This window comes from Bariatricus sp. HCP28S3_D3 (assembly GCF_052065755.1).
Lineage (GTDB): Bacteria > Bacillota > Clostridia > Lachnospirales > Lachnospiraceae > Allocoprococcus.
This window is the reverse complement of sequence record NZ_JBQHTK010000045.1, coordinates 1-17,863: the sequence shown is the minus strand read 5'-3', so window position 1 is coordinate 17,863 and position 17,863 is coordinate 1. Positions and strand designations below refer to the sequence as shown.

At 38.6% G+C, this 17,863-nt stretch carries 19 protein-coding genes; 3 read left to right on the top strand and 16 right to left on the bottom strand.

Annotated features, from left to right (window positions below; genetic code table 11):
* Window positions 1–1,200, top strand: a 1,200-nt coding sequence (locus ACTNB3_RS16620; RefSeq protein ID WP_441027004.1) for an ATP-binding protein, incomplete at its 5' end; no start/stop codon positions are given.
* 418 nt (window positions 1,201–1,618) lie between these two features.
* Here the strand turns inward: ACTNB3_RS16620 and ACTNB3_RS16615 are convergent.
* The 8 genes from ACTNB3_RS16615 to ACTNB3_RS16580 all read right to left on the bottom strand — a co-directional run bounded on the left by ACTNB3_RS16615 (window position 1,619) and on the right by ACTNB3_RS16580 (window position 6,038).
* Window positions 1,619–1,756, bottom strand: a complete 138-nt coding sequence (locus tag ACTNB3_RS16615; RefSeq protein ID WP_441027002.1) for a hypothetical protein — start codon at window positions 1,754–1,756, stop codon at window positions 1,619–1,621.
* A gap of 208 nt (window positions 1,757–1,964) precedes the next feature.
* Window positions 1,965–2,828 (bottom strand): hypothetical protein, encoded by an 864-nt coding sequence (locus tag ACTNB3_RS16610; RefSeq protein WP_441027000.1) that lies wholly within the window; start codon window positions 2,826–2,828, stop codon window positions 1,965–1,967.
* Window positions 2,800–3,657: a hypothetical protein gene (locus ACTNB3_RS16605; protein ID WP_441026998.1), complete on the bottom strand. Its 858-nt coding sequence runs from the start codon at window positions 3,655–3,657 to the stop codon at window positions 2,800–2,802. Before ACTNB3_RS16605 ends, ACTNB3_RS16610 begins: the two co-directional genes overlap by 29 nt.
* A gap of 98 nt (window positions 3,658–3,755) precedes the next feature.
* On the bottom strand, window positions 3,756–4,205 hold the full coding sequence (locus ACTNB3_RS16600; RefSeq protein ID WP_441026996.1) for a GNAT family N-acetyltransferase: 450 nt from the start codon (window positions 4,203–4,205) through the stop codon (window positions 3,756–3,758).
* Window positions 4,206–4,228: 23 nt separating this feature from the next.
* Window positions 4,229–4,756, bottom strand: a complete 528-nt coding sequence (locus ACTNB3_RS16595) for a GNAT family N-acetyltransferase (protein WP_441026994.1) — start codon at window positions 4,754–4,756, stop codon at window positions 4,229–4,231.
* 49 nt (window positions 4,757–4,805) lie between these two features.
* A complete protein-coding gene (locus ACTNB3_RS16590) occupies window positions 4,806–5,243 on the bottom strand; it encodes a flavodoxin family protein (protein ID WP_441026992.1) in 438 nt (145 codons plus the stop codon).
* A gap of 13 nt (window positions 5,244–5,256) precedes the next feature.
* Window positions 5,257–5,679 (bottom strand): GNAT family N-acetyltransferase, encoded by a 423-nt coding sequence (locus tag ACTNB3_RS16585; protein WP_441026990.1) that lies wholly within the window; start codon window positions 5,677–5,679, stop codon window positions 5,257–5,259.
* Window positions 5,676–6,038, bottom strand: a complete 363-nt coding sequence (locus tag ACTNB3_RS16580) for an MmcQ/YjbR family DNA-binding protein (protein ID WP_441026988.1) — start codon at window positions 6,036–6,038, stop codon at window positions 5,676–5,678. The genes ACTNB3_RS16585 and ACTNB3_RS16580 overlap by 4 nt, the downstream gene beginning before the upstream one ends.
* A gap of 258 nt (window positions 6,039–6,296) precedes the next feature.
* Here ACTNB3_RS16580 and ACTNB3_RS16575 point away from each other — a divergent pair, with 258 nt between their 5' ends.
* Window positions 6,297–6,620: a MobC family plasmid mobilization relaxosome protein gene (locus ACTNB3_RS16575; RefSeq protein WP_002584953.1), complete on the top strand. Its 324-nt coding sequence runs from the start codon at window positions 6,297–6,299 to the stop codon at window positions 6,618–6,620.
* Window positions 6,587–7,948 carry a relaxase/mobilization nuclease domain-containing protein gene (locus tag ACTNB3_RS16570; protein ID WP_441026985.1) on the top strand — a complete coding sequence of 454 codons (1,362 nt, stop codon included), beginning with the start codon at window positions 6,587–6,589 and terminating at the stop codon, window positions 7,946–7,948. The genes ACTNB3_RS16575 and ACTNB3_RS16570 overlap by 34 nt, the downstream gene beginning before the upstream one ends.
* A gap of 100 nt (window positions 7,949–8,048) precedes the next feature.
* Here the strand turns inward: ACTNB3_RS16570 and ACTNB3_RS16565 are convergent, their stop codons facing one another.
* The 8 genes from ACTNB3_RS16565 to ACTNB3_RS16530 form a co-directional block, all read right to left on the bottom strand.
* Entirely contained in the window at window positions 8,049–9,296 is a 1,248-nt protein-coding gene (locus ACTNB3_RS16565) for an ABC transporter permease (RefSeq protein ID WP_441026983.1), read from the bottom strand.
* Window positions 9,297–9,301: 5 nt separating this feature from the next.
* A complete protein-coding gene (locus ACTNB3_RS16560) occupies window positions 9,302–10,183 on the bottom strand; it encodes an ABC transporter ATP-binding protein (RefSeq protein WP_441026981.1) in 882 nt (293 codons plus the stop codon).
* Between the two features lie 21 nt (window positions 10,184–10,204).
* Window positions 10,205–10,978 carry a hypothetical protein gene (locus tag ACTNB3_RS16555; RefSeq protein WP_441026979.1) on the bottom strand — a complete coding sequence of 258 codons (774 nt, stop codon included), beginning with the start codon at window positions 10,976–10,978 and terminating at the stop codon, window positions 10,205–10,207.
* Window positions 10,975–11,514, bottom strand: coding sequence for an RNA polymerase sigma factor (locus ACTNB3_RS16550; protein ID WP_441026977.1), 540 nt, complete (start codon window positions 11,512–11,514; stop codon window positions 10,975–10,977). The genes ACTNB3_RS16555 and ACTNB3_RS16550 overlap by 4 nt, the downstream gene beginning before the upstream one ends.
* Before the next feature lie 196 nt (window positions 11,515–11,710).
* Window positions 11,711–14,209, bottom strand: coding sequence for an ABC transporter permease (locus ACTNB3_RS16545; protein WP_441026975.1), 2,499 nt, complete (start codon window positions 14,207–14,209; stop codon window positions 11,711–11,713).
* Entirely contained in the window at window positions 14,202–14,903 is a 702-nt protein-coding gene (locus tag ACTNB3_RS16540) for an ABC transporter ATP-binding protein (RefSeq protein ID WP_441026973.1), read from the bottom strand. The genes ACTNB3_RS16545 and ACTNB3_RS16540 overlap by 8 nt, the downstream gene beginning before the upstream one ends.
* Window positions 14,904–15,009: 106 nt before the next feature.
* Window positions 15,010–15,939, bottom strand: coding sequence for a sensor histidine kinase (locus ACTNB3_RS16535; protein ID WP_235250923.1), 930 nt, complete (start codon window positions 15,937–15,939; stop codon window positions 15,010–15,012).
* Window positions 15,927–16,595 carry a response regulator transcription factor gene (locus ACTNB3_RS16530; RefSeq protein ID WP_441026971.1) on the bottom strand — a complete coding sequence of 223 codons (669 nt, stop codon included), beginning with the start codon at window positions 16,593–16,595 and terminating at the stop codon, window positions 15,927–15,929. Before ACTNB3_RS16530 ends, ACTNB3_RS16535 begins: the two co-directional genes overlap by 13 nt.
* Window positions 16,596–17,863: the final 1,268 nt, after the last annotated feature.

Genomic DNA, 17,863 nt, shown 5'->3' with positions numbered 1-17,863 from the left:
AACTTTGATGAAAACGAAGAATACAAACAATTCTTTGAAACCACCAAGGATGTTGATCGTATTCTGCAGAACCTGATGCTGGCAAGCGGTCAGAAGATTGTGCCAGAAAAGACCCTCATCATCTTCGATGAGGTACAGGACTGCCCTAAAGTCATCAACTCCATGAAGTACTTCTGTGAGAACGCTCCACAGTATCATATTGCCTGCGCCGGTTCTCTATTAGGTATCGCTCTGGCAAAGCCATCTTCTTTCCCTGTGGGCAAGGTCAACTTTATGCAGATTGATCCCATGACTTTCTCGGAATTTCTGATTGCCAATGGTGACGAAAACCTTGCTGCATATTTGGAAAGCGTGGATACCATTGAGCCGATCCCCGATGCGTTCTTTAATCCTTTGTACGAGAAATTGAAGATGTACTACGTCACCGGTGGTATGCCTGAATCCGTTCTGATGTGGACGGAAGCCCGTGACGTTTCTGCAATGCAGGAGGCGTTGTCTGGCATTATCGGTGCTTATGAGCGTGACTTCGCAAAGCACCCCAATATCAGCGAGTTCCCGAAGATCTCTATGATTTGGAAATCTATTCCCTCTCAGCTGGCAAGAGAAAATAAGAAGTTCATTTACAAGGTTGTCAAAGAAGGCGCCAGAGCCCGTGAATACGAGGATGCTCTACAGTGGCTGGTAGATGCCCGATTGGTGCATAAAATCTACCGTAGCTCCGCTCCCGGCCTTCCTGTTGCTGCTTATGATGATCTGTCAGCCTTTAAGATTTATCTGGTAGATGTCGGTCTGCTCCGCCGTCTGGCACATTTGGCACCTACTGCTTTCGGTGAGGGTAACCGCCTGTTCACCGAGTTCAAGGGTGCATTGACCGAAAACTTTGTACTACAGACTTTGCTTACACAGTTTGAAGTAGTTCCCCGCTACTGGGCACAAACCAATCCTCCGTATGAAGTGGATTTTCTGATTCAGCGAGAGAATGATATTTTCCCTGTTGAAGTCAAATCCGAAGCCAATACATCCAGCAAAAGCCTCAAGAAATTTAAAGAACTGTTCCCAGATAAGGTAAAACTCCGTGTGCGCTTCTCCCTGGATAATCTGAAGCTGGATAATGATGTACTGAACATCCCTCTGTTTATGGCAGACCAGACAGACCGGTTGATCAGACTGGCATTGGAACAAAGAAAAGTACAGCAATAGAAGGAGCGAGCAAACATGAAAGCAGACCAATTGATGGTGCCTGTATATATCAACGAAAAGATTGTTCTTGAATAAAAACTCAAAGCTTTTGAAATGATATTTTTTGCAAATTATTCTCATATAATGGAACCATGGTTCCAAAAATATGAGAATAATTATTAATCAAAACCATATTGTCATAACTCTTTTTTTCTCGTTTTCAACAATCGCAATAACTGGAAGGTCTTGCAGATCAGTTCGCCTTCCTTATAATTCTGGTGGAACGCAATCTAAATTACTCTTTGTAGGATTTATATTCCAAATGAATTTTATGAAGAGCATCGGCTGATCAGAATACCAGAATACAGATCCTTATGTAAAGCTAACGAAATATAAAGGGAAAGTGACTATCTCCGCCGGTTAATATTCTTCTTTTTTATTATGAAATCTTCCTTTCCATGAACCATTTATCTACTTCAAAAAACAAATGGCTTTCTTTACCCTGTACCATACAGGTGTACATCGTACCAACACCACCTGCTTTCCTGCTGGTACATCGCTCAATCTTGAGTATCATGTCAATCTTGTACTTTCTGCCGTCCTCCCAAACAAATAAAATTGGAATCAGGCATCCTTCTTTACTGAACTTGCATATGGCCAGTTTTTGCGGTCATCTGGGCCACATTTTCCGGCCAAAAGTACCGATACCCCTCGAACCACTATATATTGGTCGGTTTTCTAGATATATCTTCTGTATGCCATTTATAATGTGACTCATTGCTGATTTACACTTCATCAATTTCTACAGGTATCCACTTTCTTTGCATACGCTGAAGTCTCCATATTTTTCGGATATCTTCTTTTGGTACGTTGTAATCTCTTTTTAAAAAGATAATCGGATTATACATTGAAAGAAATGGTTTTCTTCTCATTTCAGTATATGCCAGTGCATTGATTGTATATTTCAACAATATACCTGTCTTTCTTTCTGCATCTATTTTGTCAGAAAATCCTTCTATATCCACCTTATCCAATGGCACTTCAAAAGAAACATAGTAATTATTACATTTATCAGCATAATTATCTGCAATACTATTCTTGTTGTAATAGATTGCTAAACTCTTCAAGAATTCTGGTGACCCCAGCCATCCCCTTACTGCTTCTTCTTCAAATTCATCCACAAAGAGATATCCATTAACATTATAATCGTTTAGTGTTTTCTCACCACCAAGCCGCATTTTTAAGTTTGTTCCCAACTTATTTTCCACTTCAACAATTTTATCATTCATGCTCATAACAATCTGTTTTTCATCAAACGAAAACGTAAACCCCAGTTCTTTTAAGTAATCAGATAAAGCAGTTTTTCTTGTTAATGCATGAGACAAAGTCAGCAAACCTTCCTGCCAAATACTTTCTTTGCTCTCTCTAGGTGTAATATGATTTACAATTAAAGAATCAATTCTTTTAGTTTCATTGCCATTTATAAGGCTGTCCAAATTCATCTGCTCGATGTTATGTTCATCATAATGATAATCTACAATTTCATCTGCATTTTCTATTACAAACTTTTTTACAACTTCCATATCAGTTTCCAATATTTCAGCAGCTGATATATACATCTCATTCTTCCCCAAAGTATTTAAGTACATCTTTCCTCCATTTCTCGGCAGGTACATATTCAATAATGTTTTCAGGTGCAATTACTGTATGTGGTTTCATATATGCAAAGATTTGTGATGCCGAATCACTAAATGCACTTTCAACTGCTCTTGATATTAGCAGTCTCCTCAACCCAGACCAATTATCCTGACTGTCTCTTTTATATTCGCTTTCATTGCCATAAAATGTAAAATAAGCAAAATCTTTTAACTTACTTCTAAATTTAACAACATACGGTTTACACATGTTTTTCCATTTCATATCAATTCCCTTTGTTGCCTCGTTCAAGAGTGATAGCGTGTAGAGAAATTCCGGTGCTTCATGAATGGTTGAGTAATCATAAATATCTTTACAAAACAGAAATGCATTGATCTGAAAATCATAATATATTTTATGTCCAATCTTATGCAACTGCTCATTTCTTTTTGAAATCACATCTAAACCATTATATTTTTCATAATTTACATCATAGGCAATATCACCTATATACATCATCTTACTCTTAATATCGAAACTTATACTGTTATTTTTTAGAAATCTGTTTAGATTGGTGTCATTACTCAATACCCACTGCAAGTTATGTAATCCATATTTCTTTATTTCAGCACACTCATCACTACAGCTAGTCACTTGAAATGCCACAATCTCCATGTTTTCTATATCTATCTTATCTATTATGGAACGGTATTTCTCATAGAATGTATCAAAATCGTTATGACATTCTATGATATATTTTTCTATAAATTCATGCATTTTTATCTGTAATACTCTATGTAACCAATAATATGATGTATTCGGATTTGTAATATCATAGTACATAACATTCCTTCTTTCTGACTAATGCCCATTTTTTGTTTACGACACATACCAATATTACTAAAACTCCAAACCTGCTTAGCTGGATACACAACTGGAAGTTATCTCTCCTTTATCATAACATAGTTTGTAAGAAAAATTCCTTGTCGTTCTACCTGTTGCTCTTTTACAACTTTATATCCTCTTCTTTCAAAAAATGGTCTCGCTGTAATAGAAGCATGGGTAACAATATTTCCCTGAACTGCTTGTTCCAGACAATTACAAATATCAGAAGCAATCCCTTTTCTCTGATAATCTGTATGGACAAACAGTCGATCAAGATAACCTTTGCGATCAATATCTCCAAATCCTACGATAATTCCGTCATTAACCGCAACCACGCTATAATGCTCTTGAAATGACTGGTCCCAATTTTTCAAATCTATTTGTCCTGTCGCCCATACATCTAATTGCTCTTTTGAATAATCTTTCGCATTTATTGTGTGAACTGTGTTATAAAAAAGCTCTGCCATTTTGTCACAGTCAGATGACTGATATTCTCTAATAAGCATATTTAAGTTCTCCAAATACTGATTTAAAGTGCTATCCAATATCGTTGAATGATTCCGCTCTCGCTAAGTCCAACATCATCAGGCACTTCATTTTCCAAAACTCCGCCATTTGTTATTATTGTTTTTCTTGAAGCCTCATTCGTTTTATCACATGTGAGCAAAACTCTTTTTTCTCCAAATTCTCTACAAACTGGTAACAGCAAGTTTAGCATTTCAATAGCATATCCTTTCCGTCGTTCGGACGGCAAAATGCTATAACCAATGTTCCCGCCATATTGAAAGAGAAACTGTGACAATGGATGACGGTAATCAATGATTCCGACAACTTTTTCATCATCAACCCGAACTGCTAAAAACACCTCAGAAGGAACGTATCCTTTCCTATATTTCTTTTTCAATCTACTTTCAAATTCAATCCACTCAGAAAAACTATTTACATCTTCAAGACCTGCGCACCCATCAAGACTATCGCCATTTTTAATCATAGCCGCTTTATATTGCATAACTTGATCTGCATATTCAATTGTTGGCCTTACTAATTTCAATCTCATACACTTTTCTCCACAAATCTGATTTATTACTGTCTTGTACAAGTATTCATTATTCCTGCAACCCTTTTACAAAGCATACCGCATCTTCCACATCTTTTATATCCGGATGTCCTTTCGCTATGCCACCAACCAATTTAAACGGTCCGAATGTATCATATCCTTTACAGCCGAATTTTCCAATTACACTGGCACGTTTTTCTTTCAAAATATCTTCAAGCGACTTATAATTTGCACTCCCACCATAAGTACAGATCAAAAATACCTTTTTATCCTCCGGCAGATTTTCCGAAGCAAATTTCAATATCGTCTGATGAAACTTTGAAAAGTATATGCCGGATGCCAAACCAATCCTATCATATTCCGATAAATCTGCTTTTGATTGATGCGCAGCGTTTATCAGGTCAACGCCACACTCTTCTGCAATTTTCTTCACTACCTTCTTTGTATTTCCATGATGCACGGATGCATAAACAATTACCGTTTTCATTTTTCCCTCCAACCTAACGATGCCATTCCATCGTATATTCTTCTTCTGATGTACTCTCATCTATTCCCTGATTAATAATTTGGAATCCATAATGCTGGTAAAATGACACTGCTCTCATATTCTTCTTATAAACATTCAACCGCAAATTATCTCGTGACTTCATAACGGTATGAAGCATCCCCGTCCCGACACCTTTCGATTGTTCCGCTGCTCTTACAAAAATCCCTGCAATATAGGTATCAATCAAACCGATAAATCCTCTGATCTGTCCATTTTCTTCTGACACTAATACTTCAGCTTTCGGTATCATGTCTTTCACCATTTCATAATTATCTTTCCAATAATCTGCCCCTATAAAAGAATGTGACTCCATATTGACCTGAAGCCATATGGACATTACCTGATCCAAATCCTTATTTTCAAATCTTCTTATCATTTCCGCAATCCATCAATCAGATCATAACTCATATCCAGAAAATCCAATATTTTCGATTCTCCTACTGTTCCATCCAACAAAATCGTAATCCAATGCTTCTTATTCATGTGATAGCCCGGCAGAAAACCATAGGTCTGGATAATCATTCCTGTCATTTCCGGATCACATTTCACATCTATAATTTCCACGGTACCGTCTCCATTCAAACCAAGTTTGGATTTTTCGACATTCATGATCACCGCATACCATTTTCCATTTTGGTGGCGAAGTACTGCACTATCTGGAGAACTGCTCCACAAATATTCCGGTATTGTTCCATACTGCTTCTTTACATATTCAAAGATTTCTTCTCTATCCACAATCTATTCACACCCCTGGATGTTCTCGTATCTTGACAATAATCATACCACATTTTCATGATCTGCACTACCTGTTCAGTTTCTCAAATTCTTTTGCATTTTTCTTTTCTCTCTGAATTTATCTATTAGAGGGTATAACAGCAAGGACAGGAAGTGTATATACACTTCCGCAAAAATGGCAATTTAGGGAACCCTGCCCTAAATTGAAAACCCCAAAGCACCCCGAAACCGAATTACGTACGGAAGGAGAGAATGAACATGTCAAACAGAAAAAGAAACATCCAAATATTATTTTGTGTTACTCCAGAGGAAAAGAAGCTGATCCGCCAAAAGATGATTCTGTCAAAGACCAGAAACATGGGCGCCTACCTTAGAAAAATGGCTATCGACGGCTATATCATCAACACTGACACAACCCCGATCAAGCAGGTGTATGAAGAGATGCACAAAATCGGTGTAAATATCAATCAAATTGCAAAAAAGGTAAACACCACTGGTGAGTTGTACCCGGAAGAAATGGAAGAATTGAAAAGGATGGTAAACGAGATATGGCATATATTAAAATCTTCCCCATTAAAGTAACTGACAAAAAAGCACTGGACTATATTATGAATCCGGACAAAACCGAAGAGAAATTATTGATTTCCAGTTTCGCCTGTTCCCCTGAATCTGCTGATCAGGAATTTGCTTTCACCAGAGAAGAAGGTAAAAAGAACGTGATGGACAAAGGTAACAATCTGGCATTTCATTTAATTCAATCTTTTAAGCCTGGAGAGGTTGACGCTGAAACCGCACATAAGCTCGGCAAAGAATTTGCTGACGAAGTACTAAAAGGGAAATATGAATATGTCATCAGTACCCATGTTGACCAGAACCATATTCATAACCATATCATTTTTAATGCTACCAGCTTTGTTGACCACCATAAATATGTCTCCAATAAACGCAGTTATCATAAAATCTGCCGGATCAGCAACCGTATTTGCCAGGAAAACGGTCTGGCCACCAGTATGCCAACCGGCGAAAAAGGGAAATCTTATAAAGAAAATATGGAATACCATCGTGGAAACAGCTGGAAAGCAAAACTAAAAGTCGCTGTAGATAAAGCGATCTGGTCATCCATCAACTATGATGAGTTTCTTCAAAAAATGAAGCTTGCCGGATATGAGATCCGTCAGGGAAAGAACCTGGCTTTCCGGGCACCGGAGCAAAAAAACTTTACAAATATGAAATCTCTGGGTAGCTATTACACAGAAGAAAATGTATTACTCCGCCTTGAGAAAAACCGGCATAAAACAAAATCTCCACGTAACGTCTCCAGAGAAGTACGGCTTTTTATCAATATCTCTGCTTACGTGAGCACCGGCAATCGTGCCGGATTTGAACGGTGGGCACAACTCAATAATCTGAAAGAAGCAGCCCGAACCTTCAACTATTTATCAGAAAATAATCTTTTAAACTACGAAGACTTTCAACAGCATATCACCGATATTGAAGATGCTATCCATACAACAGAACAGCACCTTGCAGATTTGACTGACGAAATATCTAAAGAAAAAATCATTCAAAAGCATTGTGATTCTTATCGTATCTGTCGAAAAATTATCGAAAACGGGAAATCTGCACCTGACCCAAAATCATATAAGATAAACCATCTGGCAGAATATCAGCTTCACGATACTTTAAAAAAACAGCTACTGGATCTAGGCATTACCAAAATCCCATCTCCAGAACGACAACATGTAAAAATAGAAAACCTGGAAAAAGAACATTCAGTAGTCGTAAAGGAAAAGCAAAATCTTCTTAAAAGACAAAAAACACTAAATATCATCCAAGCAACTTTTCAATCTCTATTAGACAGTTCAAGGCAAACGAAACAAGAAACTGCTCATGATACAGTTCAGTTATAGCAAATAGAAAAGTAGGCGCTTTCTATAAGGGAAGACAGACGGGACTGTCAATGATTAACAATGCGCTAACCATAGACCGTCCCCACCATCTTTACTGTTTCTAATTTACTTTATGCTTTGAATAAGAATGTACTGTTAAAAATGCAAATAATGGAATTTCAATTAAATTTGCAGCGACCATCACACAAGGAAGCCAAACAGCCATATTGCCAATATTCCAAAAATTAAAATCTATCACCGCATATAAAATACTTGTCTGTAATCCAACACCGCTTGCTGGCAAAACCGGATAAATCCAGTTTCCAATTTCTGCCGGGAGTGCCATATAGATAATTATCGGCAGCACACAGAATAACAGCGCAGTCGACAGGGACGCCACTATATTTTTGAATTTTGAAGAAAGGTACAAAGTAAAACTAATCGTTGCCAGTATACAAAGCAGTCCGGTAATGGCGATATAATATTGCATCTGCCCGATATTCATGTCAGGCAGGTTTACGATAGAGAACAGCATCTGTATGGATGATTTCGTACATTCCCAACCGAAAAAGTTATTTGATACAAGAATATAGATCACAGCGCAAAGGGAATAAGTAATTCCACAAATCAAAAACGCAGATATTATTTTTGTAATGGCAAATTTCACGTTTCCATATTTCGTACATCGCAAGATATCATCTGCTCCAGTCTGATAATCAGAAGTAAATACCGGCGCTGCAATGACTGTACAAAGAAGAACAATCACAAAGGCAAGGAGCATTTGGTAATCCATGGCATCCGTATTATACCCCGGATAAATCTGATATGGCTTTTTTACCTTATCATACATAGTTACCGCAGTTTTTTGTGCCGCAGGATACTTCTGTTGTTCCATCTTCATTAACGAGATAATGCGTTCTTCACATACATCATAATAATTGTTGATTTCCTCTGGATCAATTTCCATAATAGATGAAGCAATCCCCGTATCGGGATCTGCAAAAGCTTCTTTTACACCATGTAAAAGCGGGGCATACGGTAGGATTTCCGATTGATATACTCCTTCCGGCAGATTGTAAGACTCTTCCACACCATATTTTTTCAAACAGGACTGATAGTTTTCAACCGCCTGCCTTACTTTTTCCGAGGTAACCATACCAGCCACATCTTCCTGCAGTTCTTTCTCGTATTGAATAGACTTCAACCCACTCAGTTTTACAGTATTTCCATTTTCATCCGTATAACTGTTTTGGCAAAATGTAACGGGAAGCCAGGCCATAAGAAAAGAAAGTAATAAAGCCAGAAATAACAGTATCATTGTTGATCTTGTTTTTAATACTCGTTTCATTTCAAGTCTCAATAAACGCATAGATGTCACCTCCTATCAGATGTTTCCTGGGGAAACATCCATAAATACAAATCCTCCAGGTGCGGCGTTGCTGGCTGGGAATTATCAGTATATGGTTCTTCTGCAAGATAACGGATAGATATCTGATTGTTCTCTTCATTACGTAGATTTACAATTTGGAGTTTATGCTCATATTCTGGCAAACAATCCATCGGAATAAGAGCAGTCCACACCTTTCCGTCAATCATTTTTACCAGTTCTTCCGTAGTTCCTTTCGCAAGAAGTCTTCCATCTTTCATAACCGCATTTTGGGTAGCAATATATTCCACATCTGGAACAATATGAGTTGAGATCAGGACAATTCGGTCATGTGCAAATTCAGAAAGTAAGTTCCGAAAACGCACCCGTTCTCCAGGGTCAAGCCCACTTGTCGGCTCATCCAATATTAAAACCTCTGGATCATTTAATAGAGCCTGTGCAATTCCTACCCGGCGTTTCATTCCACCAGACAGTTTTGCTATTTTTTTATTTCTGACATGAGACAATGTCAGTTGTTCCATAAGTTCATTGATCTTACGTTTGCTTTCCTTTGTGTTAAGTCCCTTTAGAACCGATACATATTCCAGATAATCTTTTACCGTAAATTCCGGATAAAACCCAAATTCCTGCGGAAGATAGCCAAACACGTCACGATATTTTTCTTTTAAATGACTGATTGGAATGCCATCATACAGGATTTTCCCAGCCGATGGTTTCATAATACCTGCAATCATACGCATCAGGGTTGTTTTTCCTGCACCATTGGCCCCTAACAATCCCCATACACCTGGTGTAATATGCAGGGAAACATCGTCCACCGCTGTGATGTCCTTAAATTGTTTTGAAATATGTTCTATATATAACTCCATATACCTTTCCTTTCTGCCCTATCAGGCAATCTGCATTTCCGTGTAGGACGAATGATAGATGATATAGTGAAACTGCTGTATACAAAAAGAAACGAGCAGCACACATATTACCAGCCATCTTACAGAAAAAGACTGCTGAAATAAAACTTCATACTGACCGAGGATGCCTGGAATAATTATCATAAAAAATAAGCACAATCCTATACTGCCTGTCAAGAAATGCTTTGGCGTAAAATGTCCAAGCATAAACAGACAACCACTGCTTACCAAAAGAAATGGGAAACATAAATAGAGGATTATACAGTCTGCCTGTAACGAGGTTTTTACGATTGTAGTAAAGAAAATCCCGCTCATCATAAAAACATCCCCAATGCCAATTATAATCAGTTTTGCCATAAGCAATTTTACGGAGGAAAACCGGGTTGCCGCTTCAATTTCCTGCATTTGATAATGGACAGAACGATAGATAAATGGTAAGGCAATCATAAAAAGCAGAATAGAGAAACAAAACAGCAGCTTTGCCACAAACTGGGGACTTTCCCTGTAATCATAAAAGCAGGTAAGCAGGTAACTGATAAACAATAAGAATATCCCTTGTATGCTCCAGATCTTCCAGCCAATATACTTTGTCTGCATAATCAGAAAGCGTGAAAATGAAATACGCTCTCTTTTTTTCTTCTGACAGGCTTCCTCCTTTACAAGCAAAATTGTATTTTCGAAATGTTTCTCATTTGCTATAGTATAAGGTTGATGTAATGCCCGTTTTAATTTCTTTTCAAAATCCTGTTCTTTCACAATAATCCTCCTTCCTCGATTTCCTTTTTTATTTTTTTCAAGGCAGAACGTAATCTGGATTGTACTGTCCGCAATGGCATATCTACCACTTGTGCAATTTCACGCAGTGTCAGATCCTGTCCAAATCGTAAAATGACAATTTCCTGCAAGTCTGTTGGTAAATTCTTTACAAGCTGTTTTAATACCATATCCGATTGAATGTTCTCAAAACCCGGTTCCAAATACGCCGATTCGATGGTTACCTCTTCTAATGATATATCCTGGCAACGATTCTTTCGCTGCATATCAATGCAGGTATTTGCAGCTATTTGATATAAAAATGGCTTGAATCTGCCTTGATGAGTATACCGGTCAAAATAGCGTATTACCTTTAAAAATGTTTCCTGTGTTGCATCCTCGGCAAGAGAACGGTTTGGAGCGTGCCAGAGACAATAACGCAAAATTTCAGGATAATATATCCCGATCAATTCGTCTGCTGCACTACGATCTCCCTGCTCCATTCTTTTTATTAATTCATCTTCGCGCGTCAAAATCATTCCTCCTAAGGGCGTCCCCTTATAAATATATAACGAAATACACATTCCAAAATGATTTAGTATTTTTCTTTTTGTTTAGTTTCTTTTTACCTATCCAGTGTACCATGAAAATATGCCACTGTTACGACAATAAAAAAACTGCTGATACATGAAGTCATTGGTATCATGTATCAGCAGATGATTTGATTTTCTGAAATCACTCAACTCCCTTAATTCTTTCGACAACAGTTCCATTCTTTTCCAAAATAATCCAGGAAAGGACTGGAACCATAGTACAAACCAGCAAACTGATTCCCACTGCAAATAAAAGTGGAAGTAATGGCACTGAAAACGCAATCCCCCGATAATTCATTGATTCATAAAGAAGATACGTTACTCCCATTCCTACTGTTAGCGTAACAAGCCATGCGCCGCCTGCATAGAAAACTCCTTCCCTGACCAGCATTCCAAGAAGCTGCTTCGGGGTCATCCCGATACTCTCCATAACCGAAAGCTCCGTCATCCGGCTCTGCACATTTACTACAAAGGTGTTCATGTAGTTCATGATTCCGATAAAAGCCAGAATCAACACAATCCCGATTCCCAGTTGCGGCATATTGCCCTGTGCTTTTTCAATCTCATCTGCATCTTCGATTTTGGATTCCCAGGAAAAGTCTTTTGCATTGTCATTTTTTTCTAATAACGCCAGGATTTGTTGCTCTGTATCTCTATCATATTCTTTGTGATATTTTATGCTGGTCTTAAGTGTAATTGGATGATTGGCAAATGTTTTCACCACCTGATCACTGGCTATAATCGTCGGTGGGTATCCAAGGAGTGCCGTATAATAATTCTCGTCCGTAACTCCTTCTATGGTAAAGGTTTTTGTCGTTTGTTGATCTTCATACAAAGCACATGTCACATTTTTTCCTATGATATCATCATCTGCGAGATCCAAACCATTTCGATAAACAATACATGCTTTTCCCGAAAGGAAGTCCCCTTTATTGATCGGATGCTCAAGACTGTTATTTAAATAATCAAATTCCTGTTCATCAATTCCAATCAGAGAGGATCCAAAATTCTCAGGATGATTCTGATACTCGTCCTTTTCCTTACCATATGGAATGCTCATCCACTTTGCATAAAATTCTTTCATCCACATCTCAGCAAAATCCGGTTCCCATGGAACTGTAATCTCGGCAAATATCATAGAATGTACTTCAGAGACTCCAGCATTTTCTTTGATCGACTTCACGAGAGATTCATCCAGAACGTCTCTTCTGTCTTCTGATTTTTCTTTGCATGCCGTATCATTTTGAATGACCATATCCGTATCCATATAATTTGACACTATGGTTCTTGCTGCCTGACTGTCCAGCATGGTCACAATACAAAGGTACACAGACAGACTGGCTGCCAAAGACAACAGTACCACCGCAGTTCTTTTCTTATCCTTTGTAAACTGCTCCATAGAAAGTCTTGCTATTACTTTCCCCTTTCCTGCTTTTCTTTCTTTTACGGTTTTATGGGTCGGACGATAACCAAGCGCTTCTATTGGAGAGATATCTGCTGCCATTTTTGCCGGTTTTTGGCTGGCCAGAAAGATGGTAACTCCAACCAGTAAGATGGTTGCCAGCAGAACTGCCGGATGAAAACGAATCATATCTGCTCCAACATAACCACTTTTGATTCCAAGTGATTTAACTACAACAGGAATCAGGAAAAAGGATACCAGCCCACCTGCCAGGCATCCAAGTACTGTCCCTGCAGATCCTATCAGAAGCATCTGTTCCTTCATCATCCTTTTTATCTGCTTTTCCGTCATTCCGACCGTCTGAAGCAGACCATAATAACGAACTTTTCCAGCTACGGAAAGATACATAATATTATAAATAAGCAGATACGCACACAAACAGGTAACCGCAATCAAGCCAATAAGGCCTGCCAAGATCTGAACCGATGCGCCAAGATCTTCCATGAAGAAAAGATTCTGCTGCTTTCCAAGGTTCATACTTTCGATAAAAGCATTCTGCTCTGTTTTTGTCATTATTTTTTGCTTAAAATCCATAAAGTAACGACCGGAAGCTGCCTGAGAAAGCTTCCATCCCGATTGATCATAGAATTCTTTCGAGACATAAAACTGTTTCTTGGGTCCATATCCGTCCCAGATTCCACAGATTCGAAAAGTCCCTGTAAAGATTCCCTCATGTGTTCCATAAGACATAGCAAGGGTATCGCCGACATCAAGATTTTCGTAACCACATTCTTTTAAAGCAGATTTTGTTACCATTATCTCATCCAAAGCTGTCGGATAGCTTCCTTCCAGCTTTTCTCTGACCGGCTCCATCATCTGTGTCCAATATCCATCATCTGCCCAGATCAGTCCCACATTAGGTGTGGAATCCTGATCTGTTTTTTCTACCCATCCACAGACTCCCACCGCACCTGTCAGAACGATATCCGGGTTGTTCTCACACATTTGCTTCTGTTCATCCGTCACCCCATACATGATTGCATCAAATTCAGCTCCTGACATACGGATGTTCTGAATTTTCTGAAGTCTAAAATAAGAATCTCCAACTGTGAATATTGTGAATACCAAAAAGGAAGAAAGAAGAACCGCAAGGAACAAAGTAATGGTCTTTCTCCTGTTTACTTTTAAAGCATTCCGTGCCATCCTCTTGATCACTTTCTGATTCGGATTCTTAAGCATAGGAATCACTTCCCTTCCTGGTATCTCCTACAATCTTTCCGTCCTCAATATGTACGATACGATCTGCAAGCTGTGCAATGTCTCTGTCATGCGTGATCAGGATCAATGTCTGGCTGAACTGTCTTGCTGCCATTTTCAAAAGTCCAAGTACATCATGGCTGGTAACCGAATCCAGATTTCCCGTCGGTTCATCAGCCAGAATAATGGCGGGCTTCGCCGCAAGCGCCCTGGCAATCGCAGCCCTCTGCTGCTGTCCACCAGATAATGTTCCAGGAAGAGCTTCCCTCTTCTCTGACAACCCTAACAGTTCGAGTATCCCATCCACATACTCCACATCAACCTTTCTCCCATCCAGTTCCACCGGAAGAATAACATTCTCATATACATTAAGATCCGGGACAAGATTATAATTTTGAAAAATAAACCCGATCTTTCTTCTGCGGAATATGGCAAGCTGTTCTTTTTTCAGACCCAGAAGGCACTTACCCTCTACCAACACCTCCCCTTCTGTTGGCACATCCAGTCCACCCAGCATATGCAAAAGTGTACTTTTCCCGGATCCGCTTTTTCCGATAATCGCAACGAATTCCTGATCTTTCACACGAAAATCTACGCCATCCAATGCCTTTACCGTATTTTCACCCATTTGATAGTATTTTTTTAAGCTTCTTGTCTCTACAATGTATTCTTTCATTGGTTTGCCTCCTTCTTTTGATACTCTATAGAATATCTCCTAAAAATCACAAACCTGTCTCAATTTTCAATTATCACAAGATTGTGACAATCCCCGATCGGTTATGTTACGATTCATTCACTGGAAAATACAGGCGAAAACACGCTCCTTTTCCCATTTCAGACTGTACTTCTATGTAGCCCTTCTGAAGCTCCATGATTGTTCTTGCAAGATATAATCCGATCCCAACCCCTGGTTTATCATGAACCTCCGGCTCACGGTAAAATCTTGTAAAGATCTCTGCCTGCCTCTCCGGGGCAATCCCTTTTCCAGTATCGGAAATACTGATCTTAAAAAATAATTCCTGTCTTTCTGTCTGAATATGGATCTTTCCACCGGGTTCGGTATACTTGAGTGCATTATCCAGAATATTATAAATTGCTTCCTCCGTCCATTTGCTGTCATGACGAATCATCATGTTTTCTTCGCAGTTCACATATAGATCAATCCCCTTCAACGCCGCCTCCGGAACCACATCGGCAACTGCGTGGCGAATTGTTTCGTATAGATTTTGGTCTTCCTTATGTATTTGCAGAATTCCCGTTTCAAGCCTTGACATTTTTACCATGCTCTGCATTAAAAAATCAATTTTTTCCATCTGTCCTTTGATTTTTCCCAAAAACTCCTGACCGTTTTGCGAAAACTCCTCGTCCTCAAGGAGTTCCAGGTATAGTTTTATATTGGCAATGGGCGTCCTTGTCTGATGGGATATATCAGAAATCAATCCCTTTACTCTTTCTTTCTCACGAAAACCGTCTTCTTCTTTTTTCCGAAATACGTGCCCGGCTTTCGCTAATTGTGTTCCTGTTCTTCCCCAGAGGCTATCCTCCAATTCTTCTTCCATATTCCATTCTTTTCCTGTTACGATAGCATCCAGAGCATCTTCCACCTTTTCAGCAAACAACTTCGCTTCTTTTTTTATCCGGTAGTTTTTCCATAACAATACCAGTACTGCTGCAAATAAAATTATCATCATGATACACATCAGCCAATCCATTGATATCCCATCCCATATACATTTGAAATATACCTGTGATTCTTATCTTCAATCTTTCCTCTCAGACGATTCACATTTACTGCCAGTGCGTGCTTGTCCACAAACTGTCCTCCACTGTCCCACAGCCGCTCCAATAACAGATCATAAGTCAGAAGCTGTCCCCGGTTCATAAGAAATTGACGAAGCAGACGGCACTCTGTCGGTGTGACGGGGCATTCCTGACCTTTTACCGTTACTCGTGCATGATCCAAATCTATATATAAATACTCATCTGCAAAAATCAGACGATTGACCGAAGCAGTTCTTTTTAAAATGACTTCTATTTTTCTAAGTAAAATCTTCATTGAAAATGGTTTTGTAACGTAATCTTCTGCCCCGGATTCATATCCTGCCAGAGCATCCTCCTCCATATCCCTGGCTGTCAGGTAAATGACCGGAACTTCTCTTTGCTTTTTTACCCACTGGCAAAAAGAGAAGCCCTCGCCATCTGGAAGATTCACATCCAGAAGAACCATATCTATCTGATTCTCAATAAAAATCTGCTTTCCTTTCTCCATAAAAGTCACACCATAAACTCCATATCCTGACTTTTTCAAAGAATAACAGATCGCCTGATTCAAATCATAATCATCTTCCACAACTAATATATTCTGCATATCCTAATTCCTCCGATACAGATTCTCACAAAGATATCCCTGTATAGTAATGATACTCTTCAATATTGTACCACAGACTTTTCCTGGGTATGGAAAAAAAAGAAAGAATCTCAATTTTGTGATTATCCAGTGCACAAAAAATGAAGATATTTTACAAGCTGTTTTACTTTTCAAATGTTAAAATGGGAACAGCAAGGAGGGAACACAATTTGTATTTCACTAAAATGAGCTAAGGTCATATTTTTTCTCAAAATTCGCCCCTAGCTCATTTTACATTTCCTCACAATTACTATCAAATAATTGTGCATTTTTGAAAGTTTCCACTTATTTTAATCATGCCACTTGAGTTCTTAGCAATACTCTTGCAAATATTGAATAGCCTCTGCTTTATCAAATCCCAACTCAAACATTTTACTCAAATATGAGCAGCAAAGTACTTTAATAGTCTCTTGCTTTTTGTGTTGGATGTAATCACGATCTTTGGTAACACTGTATTTATGCCCCTTGAAGAAATCATGAATTCTTCTTTTTATATTATATTTTTAGACTTTAAAACAGTATTCGGGTTAATGTCCAACATCTTCACCATTTCATGTGCAGACGGAAGTATTTCTCCAGCATGAAGTTCTCCACCTAATATGGAATATTGTATTTTATGCGTAAGCTGCTGATGCTCGGAGCAATATCGTGAAACTGCTACATTTTATAGATCATCTTTTTCTTCTCTCCTCAAATAATTATCTTGATGGTGATATACCCCATTTCATAAATAAGAAAAAGTAATATACCTGTGAGTATTAGCAGTATTCCGATTAGGATCACGCTGATACTTCTGAATTGTCATTTACAATTGTATATGAATATTCCGGCCTTGATGGCAAGAATATTCATTCTGATTTCGTGAATTCCAACAGGATTAAGTCCATTTGTCGGTTCGTCAATAAAATGGGGTCCCTCTGAAATCCCTTGAAACACCTGACTTTAACGGCATACAGTGTATGTGCCAGATTACATCATGTAACAGCAACCAATTGGGAATCCCGGCGCTATATGAATATGGATCATCTTTTCAGGTCAGAGGATGATCTGGCGTCTGATATCATAGCTGGTAGACTGCCGGCTACCCAACGGCTAAATTTTACTTTTGCGAAAAAATCGTAAGCGCCAAATATTCCTGCGGATTTCCTGATCCTCAAGTTTTGCCTATAATTGTAGTCGATAGATATTTAGACTATTTCACTACAATTATGGAGGATAGGTTATGGCAG

Coding starts and splice junctions, on each gene's coding strand:
- ACTNB3_RS16585 (WP_441026990.1), bottom strand. CDS start 5,679: ATGATAAGAAGATTTGAAAATAAGGATTTGGATCAGGTAATGTCCATA.
- ACTNB3_RS16535 (WP_235250923.1), bottom strand. CDS start 15,939: ATGGATTGGCTGATGTGTATCATGATGATAATTTTATTTGCAGCAGTA.
- ACTNB3_RS16605 (WP_441026998.1), bottom strand. CDS start 3,657: ATGTACTATGATATTACAAATCCGAATACATCATATTATTGGTTACAT.
- ACTNB3_RS16575 (WP_002584953.1), top strand. CDS start 6,297: ATGTCAAACAGAAAAAGAAACATCCAAATATTATTTTGTGTTACTCCA.
- ACTNB3_RS16610 (WP_441027000.1), bottom strand. CDS start 2,828: ATGTACTTAAATACTTTGGGGAAGAATGAGATGTATATATCAGCTGCT.
- ACTNB3_RS16560 (WP_441026981.1), bottom strand. CDS start 10,183: ATGGAGTTATATATAGAACATATTTCAAAACAATTTAAGGACATCACA.
- ACTNB3_RS16545 (WP_441026975.1), bottom strand. CDS start 14,209: ATGCTTAAGAATCCGAATCAGAAAGTGATCAAGAGGATGGCACGGAAT.
- ACTNB3_RS16615 (WP_441027002.1), bottom strand. CDS start 1,756: ATGATACTCAAGATTGAGCGATGTACCAGCAGGAAAGCAGGTGGTGTT.
- ACTNB3_RS16550 (WP_441026977.1), bottom strand. CDS start 11,514: ATGATTTTGACGCGCGAAGATGAATTAATAAAAAGAATGGAGCAGGGA.
- ACTNB3_RS16590 (WP_441026992.1), bottom strand. CDS start 5,243: ATGAAAACGGTAATTGTTTATGCATCCGTGCATCATGGAAATACAAAG.
- ACTNB3_RS16530 (WP_441026971.1), bottom strand. CDS start 16,595: ATGCAGAATATATTAGTTGTGGAAGATGATTATGATTTGAATCAGGCG.
- ACTNB3_RS16540 (WP_441026973.1), bottom strand. CDS start 14,903: ATGAAAGAATACATTGTAGAGACAAGAAGCTTAAAAAAATACTATCAA.
- ACTNB3_RS16565 (WP_441026983.1), bottom strand. CDS start 9,296: ATGCGTTTATTGAGACTTGAAATGAAACGAGTATTAAAAACAAGATCA.
- ACTNB3_RS16570 (WP_441026985.1), top strand. CDS start 6,587: ATGGCATATATTAAAATCTTCCCCATTAAAGTAACTGACAAAAAAGCA.
- ACTNB3_RS16600 (WP_441026996.1), bottom strand. CDS start 4,205: ATGCTTATTAGAGAATATCAGTCATCTGACTGTGACAAAATGGCAGAG.
- ACTNB3_RS16595 (WP_441026994.1), bottom strand. CDS start 4,756: ATGAGATTGAAATTAGTAAGGCCAACAATTGAATATGCAGATCAAGTT.